At 66.4% G+C, this 19,465-nt stretch carries 22 protein-coding genes; 2 read left to right on the top strand and 20 right to left on the bottom strand.

Features of this window, described 5'->3' with window-relative positions; translation table 11 throughout:
- Positions 1-43: 43 nt before the first annotated feature.
- The 17 genes from rnc to CFB46_RS09425 all read right to left on the bottom strand — a co-directional run bounded on the left by rnc (position 44) and on the right by CFB46_RS09425 (position 15,741).
- Complete coding sequence (rnc, locus tag CFB46_RS09505; protein ID WP_089499837.1) at positions 44-1,273, bottom strand: ribonuclease III; 1,230 nt, start codon at positions 1,271-1,273, stop codon at positions 44-46.
- Between the two features lie 154 nt (positions 1,274-1,427).
- On the bottom strand, positions 1,428-2,321 hold the full coding sequence (gene lepB, locus CFB46_RS09500) for a signal peptidase I (protein ID WP_027783938.1): 894 nt from the start codon (positions 2,319-2,321) through the stop codon (positions 1,428-1,430).
- A gap of 16 nt (positions 2,322-2,337) precedes the next feature.
- Positions 2,338-4,131: a translation elongation factor 4 gene (gene lepA / locus CFB46_RS09495; protein ID WP_089499836.1), complete on the bottom strand. Its 1,794-nt coding sequence runs from the start codon at positions 4,129-4,131 to the stop codon at positions 2,338-2,340.
- 195 nt (positions 4,132-4,326) lie between these two features.
- On the bottom strand, positions 4,327-4,563 hold the full coding sequence (locus CFB46_RS09490; protein ID WP_027783936.1) for a glutaredoxin family protein: 237 nt from the start codon (positions 4,561-4,563) through the stop codon (positions 4,327-4,329).
- Positions 4,564-4,570: 7 nt separating this feature from the next.
- Complete coding sequence (locus tag CFB46_RS09485) at positions 4,571-6,073, bottom strand: DegQ family serine endoprotease (RefSeq protein ID WP_027783935.1); 1,503 nt, start codon at positions 6,071-6,073, stop codon at positions 4,571-4,573.
- 16 nt (positions 6,074-6,089) lie between these two features.
- The gene (locus CFB46_RS09480) at positions 6,090-7,142 is read right to left on the bottom strand and encodes a MucB/RseB C-terminal domain-containing protein (RefSeq protein ID WP_027783934.1); all 1,053 of its coding nucleotides are present in this window, start codon (positions 7,140-7,142) and stop codon (positions 6,090-6,092) included.
- Between the two features lie 5 nt (positions 7,143-7,147).
- Complete coding sequence (locus tag CFB46_RS09475; RefSeq protein ID WP_089499835.1) at positions 7,148-7,765, bottom strand: sigma-E factor negative regulatory protein; 618 nt, start codon at positions 7,763-7,765, stop codon at positions 7,148-7,150.
- A gap of 86 nt (positions 7,766-7,851) precedes the next feature.
- Entirely contained in the window at positions 7,852-8,451 is a 600-nt protein-coding gene (gene rpoE / locus CFB46_RS09470; RefSeq protein WP_006490873.1) for an RNA polymerase sigma factor RpoE, read from the bottom strand.
- A 91-nt stretch (positions 8,452-8,542) separates the two neighbouring features.
- Positions 8,543-9,007 carry a hypothetical protein gene (locus CFB46_RS09465; protein ID WP_089499834.1) on the bottom strand — a complete coding sequence of 155 codons (465 nt, stop codon included), beginning with the start codon at positions 9,005-9,007 and terminating at the stop codon, positions 8,543-8,545.
- 11 nt (positions 9,008-9,018) lie between these two features.
- A complete protein-coding gene (gene fabF / locus CFB46_RS09460) occupies positions 9,019-10,251 on the bottom strand; it encodes a beta-ketoacyl-ACP synthase II (protein WP_089499833.1) in 1,233 nt (410 codons plus the stop codon).
- Positions 10,252-10,415: 164 nt separating this feature from the next.
- Positions 10,416-10,655, bottom strand: coding sequence for an acyl carrier protein (gene acpP / locus CFB46_RS09455; protein WP_004197638.1), 240 nt, complete (start codon positions 10,653-10,655; stop codon positions 10,416-10,418).
- A 144-nt stretch (positions 10,656-10,799) separates the two neighbouring features.
- Positions 10,800-11,549, bottom strand: coding sequence for a 3-oxoacyl-ACP reductase FabG (gene fabG / locus CFB46_RS09450; RefSeq protein ID WP_006476504.1), 750 nt, complete (start codon positions 11,547-11,549; stop codon positions 10,800-10,802).
- 36 nt (positions 11,550-11,585) lie between these two features.
- Positions 11,586-12,518 (bottom strand): ACP S-malonyltransferase, encoded by a 933-nt coding sequence (gene fabD / locus CFB46_RS09445; RefSeq protein WP_089499832.1) that lies wholly within the window; start codon positions 12,516-12,518, stop codon positions 11,586-11,588.
- An 83-nt stretch (positions 12,519-12,601) separates the two neighbouring features.
- Complete coding sequence (locus tag CFB46_RS09440; protein ID WP_089499831.1) at positions 12,602-13,591, bottom strand: beta-ketoacyl-ACP synthase III; 990 nt, start codon at positions 13,589-13,591, stop codon at positions 12,602-12,604.
- Positions 13,592-14,698, bottom strand: coding sequence for a phosphate acyltransferase PlsX (plsX, locus tag CFB46_RS09435; protein WP_027783928.1), 1,107 nt, complete (start codon positions 14,696-14,698; stop codon positions 13,592-13,594).
- 129 nt (positions 14,699-14,827) lie between these two features.
- A complete protein-coding gene (rpmF, locus tag CFB46_RS09430) occupies positions 14,828-15,007 on the bottom strand; it encodes a 50S ribosomal protein L32 (RefSeq protein WP_006051932.1) in 180 nt (59 codons plus the stop codon).
- A 98-nt stretch (positions 15,008-15,105) separates the two neighbouring features.
- Positions 15,106-15,741: a DUF177 domain-containing protein gene (locus tag CFB46_RS09425; RefSeq protein WP_027783927.1), complete on the bottom strand. Its 636-nt coding sequence runs from the start codon at positions 15,739-15,741 to the stop codon at positions 15,106-15,108.
- A gap of 231 nt (positions 15,742-15,972) precedes the next feature.
- Here CFB46_RS09425 and CFB46_RS09420 point away from each other — a divergent pair, with 231 nt between their 5' ends.
- Both CFB46_RS09420 and CFB46_RS09415 read left to right on the top strand, forming a co-directional pair.
- Positions 15,973-16,605: a Maf-like protein gene (locus CFB46_RS09420; protein ID WP_089499830.1), complete on the top strand. Its 633-nt coding sequence runs from the start codon at positions 15,973-15,975 to the stop codon at positions 16,603-16,605.
- Positions 16,602-17,324: an SAM-dependent methyltransferase gene (locus CFB46_RS09415; RefSeq protein WP_027783925.1), complete on the top strand. Its 723-nt coding sequence runs from the start codon at positions 16,602-16,604 to the stop codon at positions 17,322-17,324. Before CFB46_RS09420 ends, CFB46_RS09415 begins: the two co-directional genes overlap by 4 nt.
- A gap of 77 nt (positions 17,325-17,401) precedes the next feature.
- On the opposite strand, the gene CFB46_RS09410 is transcribed toward CFB46_RS09415, so the two are convergent.
- Genes CFB46_RS09410 through CFB46_RS09400 form a run of 3 tightly spaced genes read right to left on the bottom strand, consistent with a single transcriptional unit; the run spans position 17,402 to position 19,464 of the window.
- Positions 17,402-18,394 carry a S49 family peptidase gene (locus tag CFB46_RS09410; protein ID WP_027783924.1) on the bottom strand — a complete coding sequence of 331 codons (993 nt, stop codon included), beginning with the start codon at positions 18,392-18,394 and terminating at the stop codon, positions 17,402-17,404.
- A gap of 12 nt (positions 18,395-18,406) precedes the next feature.
- Entirely contained in the window at positions 18,407-18,808 is a 402-nt protein-coding gene (locus CFB46_RS09405) for a Rieske (2Fe-2S) protein (RefSeq protein ID WP_089500381.1), read from the bottom strand.
- Complete coding sequence (locus tag CFB46_RS09400) at positions 18,805-19,464, bottom strand: HAD-IA family hydrolase (protein ID WP_089499829.1); 660 nt, start codon at positions 19,462-19,464, stop codon at positions 18,805-18,807. The genes CFB46_RS09405 and CFB46_RS09400 overlap by 4 nt, the downstream gene beginning before the upstream one ends.
- Position 19,465: the final 1 nt, after the last annotated feature.

The following is a 19,465-nucleotide window of genomic DNA, read 5'->3' as shown; positions in this document are numbered from 1 at the left end:
TTCGGAAACGGCCGCGCGGCGCGCGGCACGATCGATGGGCAATTCAGTGGTCGGCATCGGCCACGCGCGCCTGCGCGGCAGCAAGACTCGCGCCGCCAGGCGGCGTCTCGGCGTCGGGCGCCGCGGCATCGCGTGCGCGCGCCGGCGGGCGCGCGGCCGAGTCGACACTCGCGGAGGGCTTGTCGGCCGACGACGATGCCGAATCGGCTGCGTGGCCGGCCGGCTTGTCGGCTGCGCGCGGCGCGGCCTCGGCGGGTTTTTCGGCAGCCTTGTCGGGCCGCTCGGCCGGTTTGTCGGCAACCTTGTCGGTGGCCGGCTTCGCCGCCCGCTCGCCCTTGTCCGCTGCCGGCTCGACATGCGCCGCGCGAATCGCGGCCATCGGCGCGACGGCCGGCTCGGCGCCCGTGGCCGTAGCCGCAGCGGTCGCAGCCGGCACCGCGCCAGCCGCCCTGGCCTCGCGCGCCGCCGCACGCTCCTTCCGCTCCGGCGAGCGCAGGTCGAGCGCTTCCTGCACGCCCTTCACGCCCGGCACGATCTCGGGTTCGACGTGCTTGGACCCGCGTGCGTTTTTCGAGCGCTTCGGCTTCGCGGCCAGCATCGGCGCGGCCGCCATCACTTCGTCGAGCGCCTTCTTCGCGGCGGCCTGCTCGGCCGCGCGCCGGCTGGCGCCGGAACCCGATACCTTCACGTCCAGCTTCGGCACCGTGCACTCGACCTCGAACTGCTGATTGTGCGCCGCACCATGCGTCGCGACGACCGTATAGGTCGGCAGCGCGATCTTGTGCCCCTGCAGGTATTCCTGCAGCAGCGTCTTCGCGTCCTTGCCGAGCGTGCGCGGATCGATGTGATCGAGAATCGGGATATAGAGCCGCTTGATGACCCCTTGGGCGGCTTCGAAGCCGCCATCGAGGAACACGGCCCCGATGATGGCTTCGAACGCGTCCGCGAGGATCGACGGGCGACGGAATCCCCCGCTGCGCAACTCGCCCTCGCCCAGCCGCAGGCCGTCCGAGATATTCAGGGCCTGAGCAATTTCGTACAGCGACTGCTGTTTGACGAGATTGGCGCGTACGCGCGACAGGTCACCTTCGTCCAGCTTGCTGAAACGCTGGAACAAAAGGGCGGCCACCGCGCAATTCAGAACGGAATCGCCGAGAAACTCGAGCCGTTCGTTGTGCGTGGCGCTGTGACTGCGATGGGTCAAAGCCTGGCGCAACAATTCCGCATTGCGAAATTCGTAGCGCAGCCGGCTTTCCAACTGGGATAGGGGCATGTGCAGGAGTATAACGCGGGCGCCCGGTCGGGCCGAAACGGCACGGCCGGACACGAAAAGGCGTGACGAGGCGGTGTTACCGCCGGTTCTTAAAGTAGTTCGGCAATACGCGACGCGGCCCGTGCGTCGCGTATTGCGTGTGAAGCGAATGCGGTCAGTTGAAGGAACCGATGCGCTTCAGGTCGCTGAAGTTCATCCAGATGAAGAACGCGCGGCCGACGATGTTCTGGTCCGGCACGAAACCCCAGTAGCGGCTGTCCGCGCTGTTGTCGCGGTTGTCGCCCATCATGAAGTAGTGACCGGGCGGCACCTTGCAGATCACGCCGCGGCTGTTGTACGTGCAGTTGTCGCGATACGGATAGTCGTATGCGCCCATCACGAACGGCGGCACGGCCGGGTTGTTGAGGATCGCGTTCTTCTTGTTGCCGATCGTTTCCTCGAACTGCTTCGCGTAATTCTGGCGCTCGTCGTCGAAGAAATCGGGCAGCGGCGCTTCGGGCACCGGCTGGCCGTTGATCGTCAGTTGCTTGTCCTGGTACGCGACCGTGTCGCCCGGCAGGCCGATCACGCGCTTGATGTAGTCGACCGACTCGTCCTTCGGATAGCGGAACACGACGACGTCGCCGCGCGACAGCGGGCTGCCCTGCGTGATCTTCGTGTTCGTGACCGGCAGCCGCAGCCCGTACTCGAACTTGTTGACGAGGATGAAGTCGCCGACGAGCAGCGTCGGCACCATCGAGCCCGACGGAATCTTGAACGGCTCGACGACGAACGAACGCACGACGAACACGGCCAGGATCACCGGGAAGAAGCTCGCCGTGTACTCGAGCCACCACGGCTGACGCAGCTTTTCGTCACGCAGCTTCGAACGCGTCTGCACGGCGTTTTCGTCCGCGAAACGCTTGTCGATGCGCGCCTGCTGGCGATCGAACTCCTCGATCGCCGAGTCGGCCGCCTTGCGACGCCGCGGCAGGAACACCAGTTTGTCCAGCACCCACGCTACGCCCGTCACGACGACGAGCACAAAAAGAATCAGCGCAAAATTCATAAAAGGATCAGTCCTGTTATTTGTCTTCGACGCGCAAGATCGCGAGGAACGCCTCCTGCGGGATCTCGACCGACCCCACCTGCTTCATGCGCTTCTTACCCGCCTTCTGCTTTTCGAGCAGCTTCTTCTTCCGCGTGATGTCGCCGCCGTAGCACTTCGCCAGCACGTTCTTGCGCAGCGCCTTGATGTTCTCGCGCGCGATGATGTGCGCGCCGATCGTGGCCTGGATCGCCACGTCGTACATCTGGCGCGGAATGATCTCGCGCATCTTCGCGGCCACTTCGCGGCCGCGGTACTGCGACTGCGAACGGTGAACGATGACCGACAGCGCATCGACCTTGTCGCCGTTGATCAGCATGTCGACCTTCACGACGTCGGCCGGACGGTATTCCTTGAACTCGTAGTCCATGGAAGCGTAGCCGCGCGACACCGACTTCAGCCGATCGAAGAAATCGAGCACGATCTCGGCCATCGGAATCTCGTAGGTCAGTTGAACCTGTCGACCGTGGTACTGCATGTTGATCTGCGAGCCGCGCTTCTGCTCGCACAGCGTGATCACCGAGCCGACGTAGTCCTGCGGCATGTACAGGTTCACCGTGACGATCGGCTCGCGGATCTCCTCGATCTTCGGCGGCTCCGGCATCTTCGCCGGATTCTCGACCTTGATGATCGAGCCGCCGCTCATCACGACCTCGTAGACGACCGTCGGCGCGGTCGTGATGAGATCCATGTCGAACTCGCGCTCGAGACGCTCCTGCACGATTTCCATGTGCAGCAGGCCGAGGAAGCCGCAGCGGAAGCCGAAGCCGAGTGCCTGCGACACTTCCGGCTCGTACTGCAGCGATGCGTCGTTGAGCTTCAGCTTTTCGAGCGATTCGCGCAGCGCATCGTACTGGTTCGCCTCGACCGGATAGAGCCCCGCGAACACCTGCGGCTTCACTTCCTTGAAGCCCGGCAGCGCCTCGGCGGCAGCCTTGGCCGCGTGCGTGACGGTATCGCCGACCTTCGCGGCCGTCAGCTCCTTGATGCCGGCGATGATGAAGCCCACCTGCCCGGCCGACAGCGATTCGAGATTGCGCGACTTCGGCGTGAACACGCCGACGTGCTCGACCGGATACTGCGCACCGGTCGCCATCATCTTGATCTTGTCCTTCGGGCGCAGCGTGCCGTTGACGATGCGCACCAGCATCACGACGCCGACGTAGTTGTCGAACCACGAATCGATGATGAGCGCCTGCAGCGGCGCGGCCGGATCGCCCTTCGGCGGCGGCACTTTCGCGATCAGCGCTTCGAGCACGTCCTCGACGCCGAGGCCCGTCTTCGCGCTGCAGCGCGTCGCGTCGGCCGCATCGATGCCGATCACGTCCTCGATCTCCTCGATCGCGTTCTCGGGGTTCGCGGCCGGCAGGTCGATCTTGTTCAGCACGGGCACGACCTCGACGCCGAGCTCGATCGCCGTGTAGCAGTTCGCGACCGTCTGCGCCTCGACGCCCTGGCTGGCGTCGACGACCAGCAGCGCGCCTTCGCACGCGGACAGCGAACGGCTGACCTCGTACGAGAAGTCGACGTGCCCCGGCGTGTCGATCAGGTTCAGGTTGTAGACCTTGCCGTCGCGCGCGCGATAGGACAACGCGGCAGTCTGCGCCTTGATCGTGATGCCGCGCTCGCGCTCGATATCCATCGAGTCGAGCACCTGCGCCTCCATTTCACGGTCGGCGAGGCCGCCGCATACCTGGATGATGCGATCCGCGAGCGTCGACTTGCCATGGTCGATGTGGGCGATGATCGAGAAATTGCGAATATGATCCATTCAGTGCCGATCAAGCGAAAAAGGCGCGCTCACGACTGCGGAGCACGCCTTGTAAGTCGGTGAAAAAACGGCTTATTTTAGCCGAAAAGGCTTACGCCGGGCGGGATTTCGGACGCCCCGTCACGCGGGGGCCCGACGGAGCCGCCCGCCGGATCATGCCCCGTGCGAAGCGGCGCCGGCCGGCGGGGACCAGGTTCAGCCCCGAGCCGCCAGCGCGTCGCGCACCCGCGCGTCGTCGAACCGGTGGCGGCACACTTCCGCGCCGTCCAGCAGCAGCACGGGCACGTCCTCGTCGTAACGCGCGACGAGCGCCGCGTCGGTGTCGATGTCGACGTAGTCGACCGCGACGCCGAATTCGGCCGCCACCGGCGCCAGTGCGTCGCGCATGTCGTCGCACAGGTGGCACCAGCCGCGGCCGTAGAGCGTGAACATCGGCGCGTTACTTCTGGCGCGGCCGCACGGGCACGAACTGCGTGTTGTCGCCACGCCGCACGAGCACCGCGACCGCCTTCTGCGGATCGAGCTGCGCGGTCACGTCGGCGAACTGCTTCGCGTTCGTGATGTCGGTGTCGCCCACACGCAGCACGATGTCGCCGCGCTGCAGGCCTGCACGGGCGGCCGGGCCGTCGACGCCGTCGATCTGCACGCCGTTCTTCAACTTCAGCGTCTTCATCTGCTCCGCCGTCAGGTCGCTGACCGTCAGGCCGAGCGAATTGGTCTGGCGCGGCTTCTGCGGCGCGTTCTTGCGCTGCTCGGCCTTCGCCGTCGACTCGGTCGGCGTCTCGGCGATCGTGATCGGCAGATCGCGTGCCTGACCCTTGCGCCATACGCTGACCGTCGCCTTCGTGCCGGGCTTCGTGTCGCCGACCATGCGCGGCAGATCCGACGCCGCCTCGACCGGACGGCCGTTGAACTTCAGGATAATGTCGCCCGGCTGGATGCCGGCCTTGTCGGCCGGGCCGCCCGGCTCGACGCTGCTGACGAGTGCGCCTTCGGCCTTCGGCAGCCCGATCGAGTCGGCCACGTCCTTCGTCACCTCGCCGATCGCCACCGCGATCCGGCCGCGCGTGACCTTGCCCGTCGCCTTCAGCTGGTCGGCCACGCGCATCGCCTCGTCGATCGGAATCGCGAACGAAATGCCCATGAAGCCGCCGGTCCGGCTGTAGATCTGCGAGTTGATGCCGATCACCTCGCCCTGCATGTTGATCAGCGGGCCGCCCGAGTTGCCGGGGTTCACGGCGACGTCGGTCTGGATGAACGGCAGGTAGTCGCCCGTGTTGCGGCTCTTCGAGCTGACGATGCCGGCCGTGACCGTGTTGTCGAGGCCGAACGGCGAGCCGATCGCGACGACCCACTCGCCGACGCGCACCTTGTTCGAATCGCCGATCGCGACGACCGGCAGGTTCGACGCCTGGATCTTGACGACCGCGACGTCGGTGCGATCGTCGACGCCGATCAGCTTCGCCTTGAATTCGCGCTTGTCGGTCAGCGTCACGTAGATGGTGTCCGCATCGTCGACGACGTGCGCATTGGTCATCACGTAACCGTCGGCCGACACGATGAAGCCCGAGCCGACGCCGCGGTTCTGCTCGGTGTCGGGCGGATTGTCCGGCGCCGGCGCATTCTTCGGGTTGCTGCCGTTGCCACCGTTGCCGCCGTTGCCGGGCGCCTGCGGCAGCGGAATGCCGAAGAAGCGCCGGAAGAATTCCGACATGTCGCCGTTGTCGAAGCCCGGCGGGAGCATGCCGCGCGGGCCGCTCGTCGGCACGTTGGCGGTGGTCCGGATGTTCACGACGGCCGGCCCGACCTTTTCGACCAGATCGGCAAAGTCGGGCAGGCTGGCAGCGGGAGCCGTCACTGCGAATGCGGTATGCGGCACGAGCGGCAGGCAGGCAGACAGCGCCGCCGCCGCGAGCCATTTGCGCAGCGTGAGTTTCATCATGTCGGGAGCCGTAGCGTTACTTGGAAGCCTTGTATTCTATGGCAGACGCGAACTGCTGCAACGTAGCCGGCGGCACTTCGCCGAGCACGGTGATCCAGTAGTCGCCGCGGCGCTTCACGAGAACGTGCGTCGCGCCGGTGCTGCCCGCGCCTTCCTTGCGCGTATTCTTTTCGGCCGGCTCGATGAAAACCGAGATCGTCGCGAGGCCGTCGGTGAAGACGGCCTGATCGACCGGGATCGGCGGATCGCCCGCGTCGCGCGCGGCCATCGGCCGGCGCACTTCACGGATTTTCTGGAAGCCGGCGACGCTCGGCGCAAGCTGCCAGCCCTGCGCCTCCATGTCGACCGTCGCGACCGGCGGGCGCACGACCGTCCAGCCGCTCAGGTTGCGCATGCCGGCTGCAATCGCGGCCTTGTCGCCGCTTGCGCCGCCCGTCTGCAATTGCGAGAACGCGATCTGTTCGAGCACGTGATCGTTCGCGTCGAGCGTCTGCGAACGCAGCAACAGCCCCGTGCGCGCATCGGCCCACAGCTTGTACGTGAAACGGTACGCATCCTTCGGCACGAGCTCGACGACCTGCGCGTCGATTCCGGCCACACGGTCCTTGCCGAGCGACTTCGCGTCGTACACGGACATCACGTGCTCGCCGCTCGCGCCGAGCAGCGCGGGGAACGAGTCGCGCGTCTGACGGCGCTCGACCACGCACAGCTTGCGCTCGGGCACGAACGTGTACAGCTCGTCGTTGTGCCGCAGCAGCTTGCGCGGCTTGCCGTCGAGCGTCTCGATCCGCTCGAACTCGCCGTCGCGGGACGACACGTGCGCGATGCGCGACGACTGCACATACCCGCCGCGCTGGTAGACGAACGTACCTTCGTAGCTCTGTTGCTGCGCCGCCTGCTGCACGCGGTCGAGCCAGTCCGCGGCGCCCTTGCGGGTCGCGACGGGATCGTCCGGTTGCTGGGCGCTGGCGGGAAGGGATTGAACGGACAACAGGGCGGCTGCGCAAAGCAGGAGGGCCGGCAGCCGCTTCCATCCGGAGATGGCGTGATTCAACTGCAATGTCCGCATCGGGTTTATTGGCCTGGCGTGGTGGTCACGGCGGCGCGGATCAGCGGCATCGGACCCGTGACGACGGGCTGCTGGGCGAATTGCTGGTGCGCTTCAAGGTATTGGTCGAGGCTGGCGTCGCGAATGATGTTGACGTCCTGCAGGCCCGGCTGGGCCGATGCCTGCGCAACCGTCACGCGCTGCAGGTTGCCGTTCTGCGGCGCGCCGACCGATGCGACCTGGACGGCGCCCGGGGCACCGGCCGTCTGCATCTGCGGGACGACGATCCACGTCAGCGTGGCGGCCGCGGCGGCCACCGCGAACGCGGGCACGACGCGGCGGCGCAGCGACAGCAGCTTGCGTGCGACCGGCGCGGCCGCCGGCGCCAGCAGATGCGGCTCGCTTTCGAGCGCAGCCGACATGCGCGCGGTGAACGCGACGCTCAGCGCGGGCGGCAGCGCGAGCTCGTCCGAGCGCAGCGCATCGCCGATCAGGTGGTAATGGGCCCACACGGCGCGATCCGCGCGGTCGAGCTCAGCCAGAAACTGCCCGTGATCCGGGCCATCGAACATTTCGCCGTCGACCAGCGCGGAAAGGCGCTCGCCGCGCGAGCACGCTTGCGATTGCGTATTGACCGACCCCATGATGCTCCCCATCTTGCACACCCCGTCGTGAATTCACGACTCTATCCGTAACTAGACCCCGACCCGCGTCGTTCCGCCCGTCGCGCTTACCAGCGCTTGCCTTCGGGCGTATCGAGCAGCGGACGCAATTTGGCAGCGATTGCCTCGCGCGCGCGGAAGATTCGCGACCGGACCGTCCCGATCGGACAGCCCATCATTTCCGCGATCTCTTCGTAGCTCAGGCCCTCGATCTCGCGCAGCGTGATTGCCTGGCGCAGTTCTTCGGGCAGCAGAGCCATTGCAGCGTTGACCGTTTCGGCAATCTGCTTGCTCATCAACATCGACTCAGGCGTGTTGATATCCCTTAGTTGGTCTGCGTCGGAGAAAGTTTCCGCTTCCTCCGCATCGGCCTCGGTCGAGGTCGGCGCCCGGCGGCCTTGCGTCGCAAGGTAGTTCTTCGCCGTGTTCACGGCAATTCGGTACAACCACGTATAGAACGCCGATTCGCCGCGGAATTGCGGCAGCGCACGATACGCCTTGATGAACGCGTCCTGGGCCACATCCTCGACCTCGGCGGGATCCCGCACGAGGCGCGAAATCAACCGAATGATCTTGCGGTGGTATTTGGAGACCAGGAGTTCGAACGCCGCCTTGTCGCCCTTCTGTACGCGCTCGACCAGAGCCTGATCGATTTCTTTTTCACTCACCTGACAAATCCGTTAACTAGGGATGCAACGCGGAGCGTTATTGTAGCGTTCCGGCGCAGGACGCTGGTTACGGCCGGTAACCGCGCCGCCGTCATGCCCGCCCCGCCGCGCCTGCCGTCCTCGCCAGCACCGACAGCGCGCTGAACGATGCGGCATCGAGCGCATCGGCCGGAATCAGCAGCGGCCGGGCCCGCCGGACGCCCTGCCCGACCGACAGCACCAGCAGCAGGCTGCTCCAGTGCGCGTGGCCCGTCACCCGGCCGCGGGCCAGCAACCGCCCGGTGCGGCCAAACGCCGCAATCTCCCCGAACGCATCGATCCGCAGCTCGGCCGGCAGCCGGCGGGCGCAGGCCCGCGCCGCCCATACGGCCAGCAGTGCCGCCGTCGCGGCCGACACGCCCGTGCCGGCGGCAGCGCCCGCGCGCGGCGCCCAGAACAGGTACGCCGACGCGGCAGCCGACGCGACGAACATGGCCAGCACGAGATACGACACGGCCGAGGCCCGCAACGCAAAGCGCTGCGGACGCCCGGCCGGAGCATCGAATGGACTCGTCAAGTGATTCGACGTCAGACGCGCTTGAACACCAGCGTGCCGTTGGTACCGCCGAAGCCGAAGTTGTTCTTCACGGCAACGTCGATCTTCATGTCACGCGCGGTGTTCGCGCAGTAATCGAGATCGCACTCGGGGTCCTGGTTGAAGATGTTGATGGTCGGCGGCGACACGTTGTTGTGCAGCGCCAGCACCGAGAACACCGATTCGAGGCCGCCCGCGCCACCCAGCAGGTGGCCCGTCATCGACTTCGTCGAGTTCACGACGAGCTTGTACGCGTGCTCGCCGAAGGCCGCCTTCACCGCGTCGGACTCGTTCTTGTCGCCCAGCGGCGTCGACGTGCCGTGCGCGTTCAGGTACTGGACCTCGTCCGCGTTCAGGCCGGCGTCGCGCAGCGCCGCGACCATGCAGCGGCGCGGGCCGTCCATGTTCGGCGCGGTCATGTGGTACGCGTCGCCCGTCATGCCGAAGCCCGCGACTTCCGCGTAGATCTTCGCGCCGCGCGCCTTCGCCGCCTCGTACTCTTCCAGCACCATCACACCCGAGCCCTCGCCCAGCACGAAGCCGTCGCGGTCCTTGTCCCACGGACGCGACGCGGCAGCCGGATCGTCGTTGCGGGTCGACAGCGCGCGCGCTGCCGCGAAACCGCCGATGCCGAGCGGCGACACCGTCGATTCGGCGCCGCCCGCGACCATCACGTCGGCGTCGCCGGCCTGGATCAGGCGCGCGGCGAGGCCGATGCTGTGCAGGCCGGTCGTGCAGGCCGTCACGGCCGCGAGGTTCGGGCCCTTCAGGCCGAACATGATGCTCAGGTGACCCGAGATCATGTTGATGATCGAACCCGGCACGAAGAACGGCGAAATCCGGCGCGCGCCGCGATCGACGTAGGTCTGGTGCGTATCTTCGATCATCGGCAGGCCGCCGATGCCGGAGCCGACCAGCACGCCGATGCGTTCCGCGTTGGCTTCGTTCACTTCCAGCCCGCTGTCCCGGATGGCCTGGACGCCGGCGGCGATGCCGTAATGGATGAACGTATCCATGTTCCGGGCTTCCTTCGCCGGGATGTATTCCTCGGCGCTGAAACCCTTCACTTCGCCCGCGAAATGGCAGGCGAGGTTCGACGCATCGAACTTCGTGACGGTGGCGATACCGGACTTGCCGGCGACGAGATTGGCCCAGCCGTCGGCAACACTATTGCCAACAGGCGAAATCAGCCCCAGGCCTGTAACGACAACACGACGGCGGCTCACGGTAACCTCTTTTCCATTATTGGATGACAAAAACAAAAGCCACAGTGGCCACAGGAACCAGCCCTGCGAGCCCTGTGGCTGTTAGTCCATCCGGCGCGAAGCCGGCAGGATGGCGCGTCAATCGCGAAGATCGCGGCGACGTGGCGGACAAGCGCGAAAGGCGCTTACGCCTTGACGTTTGCGCGAGCGTAGTCGATCGCTTGCTGAACGGTCGTGATCTTCTCTGCTTCTTCGTCCGGGATTTCCATGCCGAACTCGTCTTCGAGCGCCATCACCAGTTCGACCGTGTCGAGCGAGTCGGCGCCCAGGTCGTTCACGAACGAAGCTTCGTTCTTGATCTCGGCTTCCGCGACGCCCAGTTGTTCAGCGACGATCTTCTTGACACGTTGTTCGATGTTGTCCATTACCCCTCCGAGGGAAAGTTCAGATTTACAAGTGCGCGCATTTTATCAGGTTTGCTGACGCCAAAACGCGCGTTGGCTTGATGGTCGATCAAGCGCCGATCCGCCTGAAAAACGGGATACGGCGCGGATGGTAAACGAAAATCGTTACGACATGTACATGCCGCCGTTCACGTGCAGCGTCGTGCCGGTGATGTAACCGGCCTGCGGCGATGCGAGGAACGCGACGGCATGGGCGATGTCCTCCGGGCTGCCGAGGCGGCCGAGCGGAATCTGGGTCTTGAGCGCGGCCTGCTGTTCTTCCGGCAGCGTCTTCGTCATGTCGGTGTCGATGAAGCCCGGCGCCACGCAGTTCACCGTGATGCCGCGGCTGCCGATTTCGCGCGCGAGCGCACGCGTCATGCCCGCGACGCCGGCCTTCGCGGCCGCGTAGTTGACCTGACCCGGATTGCCGGCCGAGCCGACCACCGACGTGATGTTGATGATACGGCCGCCGCGCGCCTTCATCATCGGGCGCAGCACCGCACGCGACAGACGGAACACCGACTTCAGGTTGGTGTCGATCACCGCGTCCCAGTCCTCGTCCTTCATCCGCATCGCGAGCTGGTCCTGCGTGATGCCCGCGTTGTTGACGAGCACGTTCAGCGCGCCGAATTCCTTCACGGTCGCGTCGATCAGCGCCTCGGCGGCGGCTGCGTCGTTGACGTTCAGCACCGCACCGCGGCCCGTGACGCCCGCTTCCGCGAACGCCGCGGTGATCGCGGCGGCGCCCGATTCGCTCGTCGCCGTGCCGATCACCGTCGCGCCCAGGCGCGCGAGCTCGAGCGCGATCGAACGGCCGATGCCGCGCGACGCGCCGGTCACGATCGCCACCTGTTTATCGAGAGTCTTGTCCATGAATCGAATATCCGTTGCTTGGGAAAAGGCGCCGCGTCAGGCGGTCACCAGCTTGAGCGCTTCGTCGAGCGAAGCCGGATCGAACACCGACGCACCCGTCAGGTTGGCGTCGATGCGCTTCGTCAGGCCGGCGAGCACCTTGCCCGGACCGCATTCGATCACGTGCGTGACGCCCGTGCCCGCGATGTGCCGCACGCACTCGACCCAGCGCACCGGGCCCGCGGCCTGGCGCACCAGCGCATCCTTGATCGCGGCCGGATCGCCGACCACGGCGACGTCGATGTTGTTGATGACCGGAATCTGCGGCGCCTTCACGTCGACGTTTGCGAGATAGTCGCGCAATTGGTCCGACGCCGGCTTGAGCAGCGACGAATGGAACGGCGCCGACACCGGCAGCGGCAGCGCACGCTTCGCGCCCTTCGCCTTCGCGATTTCGCACGCCTTTTCGACCGCGGCCTTGCTGCCTGCGATCACGACCTGCGCGGGCGCATTGAAGTTCACCGCTTCGACGACGCCCGCTTCCGCGGCTTCGGCGCACACCGCGCGCACCGTGTCGTCGTCGAGGCCCAGGATCGCGGCCATGCCGCCCTGGCCGACCGGCACGGCCGTCTGCATCGCCTGCGCGCGAAAGCGCACGAGCGGCACCGCGTCCTTGAACGCGAGCGCGCCGGCCGCGACGAGCGCCGTGTATTCACCGAGGCTGTGGCCGGCGACGATCGACGGCGCCGGACCGCCTGCCTGCTGCCACGCGCGGTAGCACGCGTACGCCGCGGTCAGCATCACGGGCTGCGTGTTGGCGGTCAGATTCAGCTCTTCGGCCGGACCTTCGGCGATCAGCTTGCCGAGATCCTGATTGAGTGCATCGGACGCTTCCTGGAGCGTCTCGCGTACAACGGCCAGATCGGCGAATGCGTTGAGCATGCCGATCGCCTGCGAGCCCTGCCCCGGAAAAACGAATGCAAATTTCATATCGTCCCCAATTGAATCGATTCGGACGGCGCGCACGAACGGCGCGCCGACGGGATCCGCGCGCGGCAATCGCGCGCCGCGGATCAGAAGCGGAAGACCGACGCGCCCCAGGTGAAGCCGCCGCCGACGCCTTCGATCAGCACGTGCTGGCCACGCTGGATGCGGCCGTCGCGCACCGCGACGTCGAGCGCCAGCGGGATCGACGCGGCCGACGTATTGCCGTGCTGGTCGACCGTCACGACCATGCGCTCCTGCGGCAGGCCGAGCTTGCGGCAGGTGCTGGTCATGATGCGGATGTTGGCCTGGTGCGGAATCAGCCAGTCGATTTGCTCGGGCGCGAGATTCGCCTTCGCGAGCGCTTCGATCGCGACCTTTTCGAGCACGTTGACCGCGAGCTTGAACACGGCCTGCCCGTCCATGTGCAGGAACGCGCTGCCGTCGATCACGCCGCGATTGACGTTGCCCGGCGTGCACAGGATGTTCGAGTAGCTGCCGTCCGCGTGCAACGCGCTGCCGAGCACGCCCGGCTCTTCCGATGCGGACAGGATCACCGCGCCCGCGCCGTCGCCGAACAGCACGCAGGTCGTGCGGTCCTTGAAGTCGAGAATGCGCGAGAACGTCTCCGCGCCGATCACGAGCGCCGTACGGTGCTGGCCGCTGCGGATGAAGCTGTCGGCCGTCGCCATCGCATACGCGAAGCCCGAACACACGGCCTGCACGTCGAATGCCGCGCCGCCGTTCTTGATGCCGAGCTTGTTCTGCAGCAGGCACGCGGTGCTCGGGAACACGAAATCGGGGGTCGAAGTCGCGACGATGATCAGGTCGATCGACTGCGGATCGACACCGGCCGCTTCGATCGCACGACGCGACGCCTCGAGCGCGAGATCGCTCGTCGTGACGTCCGGTGCGGCGAAATGGCGCGCGTGGATGCCCGTGCGCGCCACGATCCATTCATCGCTCGTCTCGATGCCTTCCTTCGCGAGACGATCGGTCAACTGCTGGTTGGTGACGCGGTCGGGCGGCAGGTAGCTGCCCGTGCCGAGCACGCGGGAATAGAGAGTCGATTGGGCCATTTATGCTTTAGAGGATTGCGCAGCGGAAGGTTCGGCGTGATGGCCTGCGGCCGGGCTTGCATGGCCCGCGCCGCCCGCGTCGTGCTCGCCATCGCCGAGCGACACTGAATTATCCGCCATCGCGCGCGTGAGGCGCTCCAGCACCCCGTTTTTGACGGCATCATACCCGCGTTTGATCGCCCACTCAAACGCGTAGGCGTCGGCCGAACCGTGACTCTTGATCACGAGGCTCTTCAGCCCCAGCAACGCCGCGCCGTTGTACTGGCGATGGTCGACGCGCTTCTTGAAACGCATCAGCACGGGCAGCGCGAGCAGCGCCATCAGCTTCGACATCAGCGAACGGCCGAACTCCTCGCGGATGATGTCCGACAGCATCTGCGCGAGCCCTTCGGACGTCTTCAGCGCGACGTTGCCGACGAAGCCGTCGCAGACGATCACGTCGACGGTGCCCTTGTAGATGTCGTTGCCTTCCACGTTGCCGCGGAAATTGAGCGTGCTGGCGCGCAGCAGCTCGCCTGCGCGCTTGATCGTCTCGTTGCCCTTGATGACCTCCTCGCCGATGTTCAGCAGGCCGATCGTCGGGCGCTCCTTGCCTTCGAGGGCGGCCACGAGCGCGTGCCCCATCTCCGCGAACTGCAGCAGATGCTGCGGCTCGCAGTCGACGTTCGCGCCGAGGTCCAGCATCATCGTGTAGCCGGTCGGGTTCGGCAGCGCGAACGCGATCGCGGGCCGCTCGATGCCGGGCAGCGTCTTGAGTACGTAACGGGAAACGGCCATCAGCGCGCCGGTATTGCCGGCCGAAATGCAGGCCTGCGCCGCGCCTTCCTTGACGTGGTTGAGCGCCACGCGCATCGAAGAATCCTTCTTCTTGCGCAGCGCCACTTCGACAGGGTCGTCCATCGCCACGATTTCGGTGGCGGGCACGATGGTCAACGCGGGATCGTCGAGGGCTTTCAGCTTCTTCAGCTGAGCGCGAATCGCGCTTTCGATGCCGACGAGCATCAGGTGCGCATCGGGATGCGCGCGGACGAACTTGACTGCCGCGGGAACGGTCACGGACGGGCCGTGGTCGCCTCCCATGCAATCGATTGTGAGCTTTACGGTCATGGAATGCGACGAATTTCAGGCACAAAAAAGCGGCAGTTGAATGCCGCCTTTTTGTTGAGCCAGGAAAGTGTCAAGCGAACCAGTTGTCACGCGAACGGCGAACGTAGCGCGCAACGCGTGACTTGACGCTTAGTCGTTCTTCGTCTTGACGACTTTCTTGCCGCGATAGTAGCCGTTCGGGCTGACGTGGTGACGCAGGTGCACTTCACCCGTGCTCGGCTCGACTGCCAGCGGCGCTGCCGTCAGGAAATCGTGCGAACGATGCATGCCGCGCTTCGACGGCGACTTCTTGTTTTGCTGGACTGCCATGACTAACTCCTAAATAATTTTCCGGATTCTAACACAGCCCGATCCGGCGCTTAACTACCCTGGCCCAAAGCCCTTACGCCTTCCCGCGCCACAACTGCTTAATGTTTCTTGGTGCCGTCACCGTCCTTCTTCAACGCTTGCAGCGCTGCGAACGGATTCGGCCGTTTGCCTTCGTCCCCGGCTTCGTCGGACTCTTCGTCCGCCTCTTCCACGGGACCGCTCGCGCCCGACACGAGGCTTTCGTGAACTGCCGGGCAAACCTCGTGCTTGGGCACGAGCGGCAACGAAAGCAGCAATTCCTCTTCGATCAAGTCGACGAGATCGAACTGGCGTGAGCCCACGATCACATCGGCTTCATCGTCGTCGAGCGGAAATTCCTCGGCTTCTTCTTCGGTCGCGACGACCCGGTACGTCATGTCGACGTCGAACGTCTGGTCGTACGGCGTCACGCAGCGCTGGCACGTGAGCCACGCATGGCCGTGCACCGCGAGGCGCAGATACGGCTGCTGCCCGTCGGCGCCGTCGTCCTGCAACTCCTTCTGCGTGAACCCTTCCGCCTGCCACGTGAAGACCGTGTCGCGATCCGGCGCGTCCGTCGGCACTTCGTTTAACATGCGCGGCAGCTGCGAGAGGCGCACCGCCCCGGCTGCCTGCCGCCCGCTGCGGGCGAACTCGAACAGGTCGACCGCATGCGGATCGAGGGCCGCTGCAGGTTTGCCAGAAGAAGTGTTCATGTGCGCTCCTGCCTACAGGCTGACTTGCGGGATCCGGCTTGGCACCGCTCGCGTACGGCTCATCGAAGGATGACGTACTTTACTTCCGAAGACCCGGCAGGCGCCACCACAACGAAAGCCTGCCGACGAAAAGCGGGAAAGCATACCTGTTTTACCTTTTGCGGTCAATCACTTAAGCTTGCGTCCGCGCAACGCCGCGCCACACCTGACGACTCACCGACCCAACCGACCATGCCGGATACCGTTTGCCGCCCGCCGCGGCTGATTCTTGCCTCCAGTTCCCGCTACCGCCGCGCGCTCCTCGAGCGCCTCGGCGTACCGTTCGACGTCGTGTCGCCCGACCTCGACGAAACCCCGCTCGCCGGCGAAACGCCGGCCGCGACCGCGCTGCGTCTCGCCGGCGCGAAAGCGCGCGCCGTGGCCGCGACGATCGACGCGCCGGACGGCGTGCTCGTGATCGGGTCGGACCAGGTCGCGACCTTCGACGGGCACCAGATCGGCAAGCCCGGCACGCATGAGCGCGCGCTCGCGCAACTCGTGTCGATGCAGGGCCGTGAAGTCGAATTCCACACCGCACTCTGCCTGTACGACAGCCGTACGGACGATGCGCAGCTCGAGGACATCGTCACGCACGTGCGCTTCCGTTCGCTGCCCGAAGCCGAGCTCGACGCCTACCTGCGCGCGGAAACGCCGTACGACGTGGCCGGCAGCGCGAAATCCGAAGGGCTCGGCATCGCCCTGCTCGACGCGATCGATTCGGACGACCCGACCGCGCTCGTCGGCCTGCCGCTGATCGCCCTCACGCGGATGCTGCGCGCCGCCGACTACCCGCTGTTTGCAATCACCCGAGGAGACCGCGCATGACCGCCGGCACGCTTTATCTTGTCCCGAACACGCTCGGCGAAGGCGACGAATCGATGCTCGCCGCCGTGCTGCCCGCCGCCGTGCAGGCGCGCGCCGGCACGCTCGGCTATTACATCGGCGAAAACGCGAAAACGACCCGCGCGTTTCTGAAGAAGATCGGCACGACGCGCCCGATCCAGGAAATCGAGATCAGCGAGCTGAACGTCAATACGCCGGGCGGCGCCATCGACCGGCTGCTCGCGCCCGTGCTGGCCGGCGCGGACGCCGGCCTCGTGTCGGAGGCCGGCTGTCCTGCCGTCGCCGACCCCGGCGCGCTGCTGGTGCGCCGCGCGCACGAGCGCGGCGTGAAGGTCGTGCCGCTCGTCGGGCCGAGTTCGATCCTGCTCGCGCTGATGGCGTCGGGCCTAAACGGCCAGAGTTTCGCGTTCAACGGCTACCTGCCGGTCGATGCGGCCGCGCGCGCGAAGCGTCTGCGCGAACTCGAGCAACTGTCGCGCAAGGCGCGCCAGACGCAGATCTTCATCGAAACGCCGTACCGAAATCACGCGATGCTCGACACGCTGGTCGCGACCTGCGCGCCGTCGACGCAGATCTGCGTCGCGGCCGACCTGACCCTACCGACCGAGACGATCGCGAGTCGCACGGTGATGGACTGGAAAAAGGCGCCTGCGCCGAATCTGCACAAGCGCCCCGCGATCTTCTTGCTGCTAGCGAACTGATGCCGCGACCGGCGATCGGCTGACCGATGAAAGTGAAAGGCGGGCCATTTCGGCCCGCCGATTGCCGCCGTCAGCCGTCAGCGCAGGCTGACCGACGCGCCGCCGGCAGTCAGCGCCTTCATCGCGGCGCCCCCGACGGCCGCGCCGAACTTGCGCGCGACCCGATTCGTCAGGCTTTCCTTCACCGTGTAGTCGACCAGATCCGGCGCCTTCAGCACGTCGCGCGCGACCGTGTCGGTCGTGCCGTAGCCGTCGGCGAGCCCGAGCTCGACGCTCTTCTCGCCGGTCCAGAACAGGCCCGAGAACATGTCGGGCGTCTCGTGCAGCCGCTTGCCGCGGCCATCCTTCACGGCCTTGATGAACTGCGCATGCACCTGGTCGAGCAGCGCCTGCGCGTGCGCGTCCATCTTCGGCGTTTCCGGCGAGAACGGATCGTAGAAGCCCTTGTTTTCGCCCGACGTATGCAGGCGCCGCTCGACCCCGAGCTTGCCCATCAGCCCGGTGAAGCCGAACCCGTCCATCAGCACGCCGATCGACCCGACGATGCTCGCCTTGTCGACGAAGATCTTGTCGGCCGCGGACGCGATGTAATAACCGCCCGACGCGCACATGTCGGTCACGACGACGTACAGCGGCTTGTCCGGATACTTGCCGCGCAACCGCCGGATCTCGTCGTAGACCATGCCGGCCTGCACCGGGCTGCCGCCCGGGCTGTTGATCCGCAGCACGACGCCGGCCGTGCCGTCGTCGTCGAACGCGGCGTCGAGCGCCGTGTTGATGTCGTCGGCGTTCGCGTTGACGCCGGCCGCGATCTCGCCGTCGATCGTCACGAGCGCCGTATGCCGCCCGCTCGACGAGAACTTCGAATCGCTCGAGAAATCGATCAGCGCGAACGCGAGCAGCACGAACACGCCGAGAAACGCGAAGCGGAAGAAGATCTTCCAGCGCCGTGCCGCGCGCTGCTCCTTGACGGCCGCGAGCGCGATCCGCTCGAGCGCCGCGCGCTCCCAGCTCGGTTCACGGTTGTCGGGACGGGAGGAGGAATCCGGGGAATTCGGTTGGTCGGCCATGCAGTGGTGTCGTCAGTCGGTCGTGGCGGGAGTGGCAGGATGCAGATCGGCATCGGGCACCCAGAATACCGCACGGCCGTCGGGCGTGTCGCGCTCGTCGACCTCGACCGGGCGCAGGCGGCCGCCGCGGCACGGGCCGCCGACGCACTTGCCGGTATCCGGCGCGTAGATCGCGCCGTGCGTCGCGCACATCAGATAGAGGCCCGACGACTCGAAGAACTGCCCTTCGGCCCAGTCGAGCTCCATCGGCACGTGCGCGCAGCGGTTCAGGTAGCCGTAGGCGCGGCCGTCGTAGCGCACGAAGAATACGACGGCCTGCTCGCCGCGCAGCGTCGCGTCGACGCGCACGCCGGCGCCGCCGTCGGTCAGCGCGTCCGATGCGCACACGCGCACGGCCTGCGACGCCGCGCTCACGCGTGCTCCCGCAGCCATGCGGCCAGCGCGCCGACGTCCGGCGCGACGAAGCGCGGCGTGAGCGCCGCCAGCGCATCGGCCGTGTGCGCGCCGTACGCCACGCCCACGCCGGCCGCGCCGGCACTGGCGGCCATCTGCAGGTCGTGCGTGGTGTCGCCGATCATCACGGTGCGCGCCAAGTCCTGCCCCAATTCACGCGACAACTCGTGCAGCATCGCCGGATGCGGCTTCGAGAACGTTTCGTCCGCGCAGCGCGTCGCATCGAACCAGCTCGTCAGCTTCGACTGGTCGAGCACGCGGTTCAGCCCGACGCGCCCCTTGCCGGTCGCCACGGCGAGCAGGTACCCGGTGTCGCGCAGCTCGGCGAGCAACTCGCGCACGCCGGCGAACAGCGCGATGCGCTGGTCGTCGAGCAGATAGTGATAGCGGTAGCGCTCGGCGAGCCGCGTGTAGTCGGACGGATCGAGGGTCGGAGCGGCGATCTGCAACGCATCGCGCAGGCCGAGGCCGATCACGTAACGGGAAGCCTCGTCGGACGGCGTGGGCAGGCCGAGATCGCGGCATGCGGCCTGGATGCTGTGCGCGATGTGCGCAGTCGAATCCATCAGCGTGCCGTCCCAGTCGAAGACGATCAGGTCAAATTGCTGTCGAGCCATG

The sequence above is a fragment of the Burkholderia sp. HI2761 genome, from assembly GCF_002223355.1.
Lineage (GTDB): Bacteria > Pseudomonadota > Gammaproteobacteria > Burkholderiales > Burkholderiaceae > Burkholderia.
Note: the sequence above shows the minus strand (reverse complement) of the source record. Positions and strands in the feature narration are given on the sequence as shown.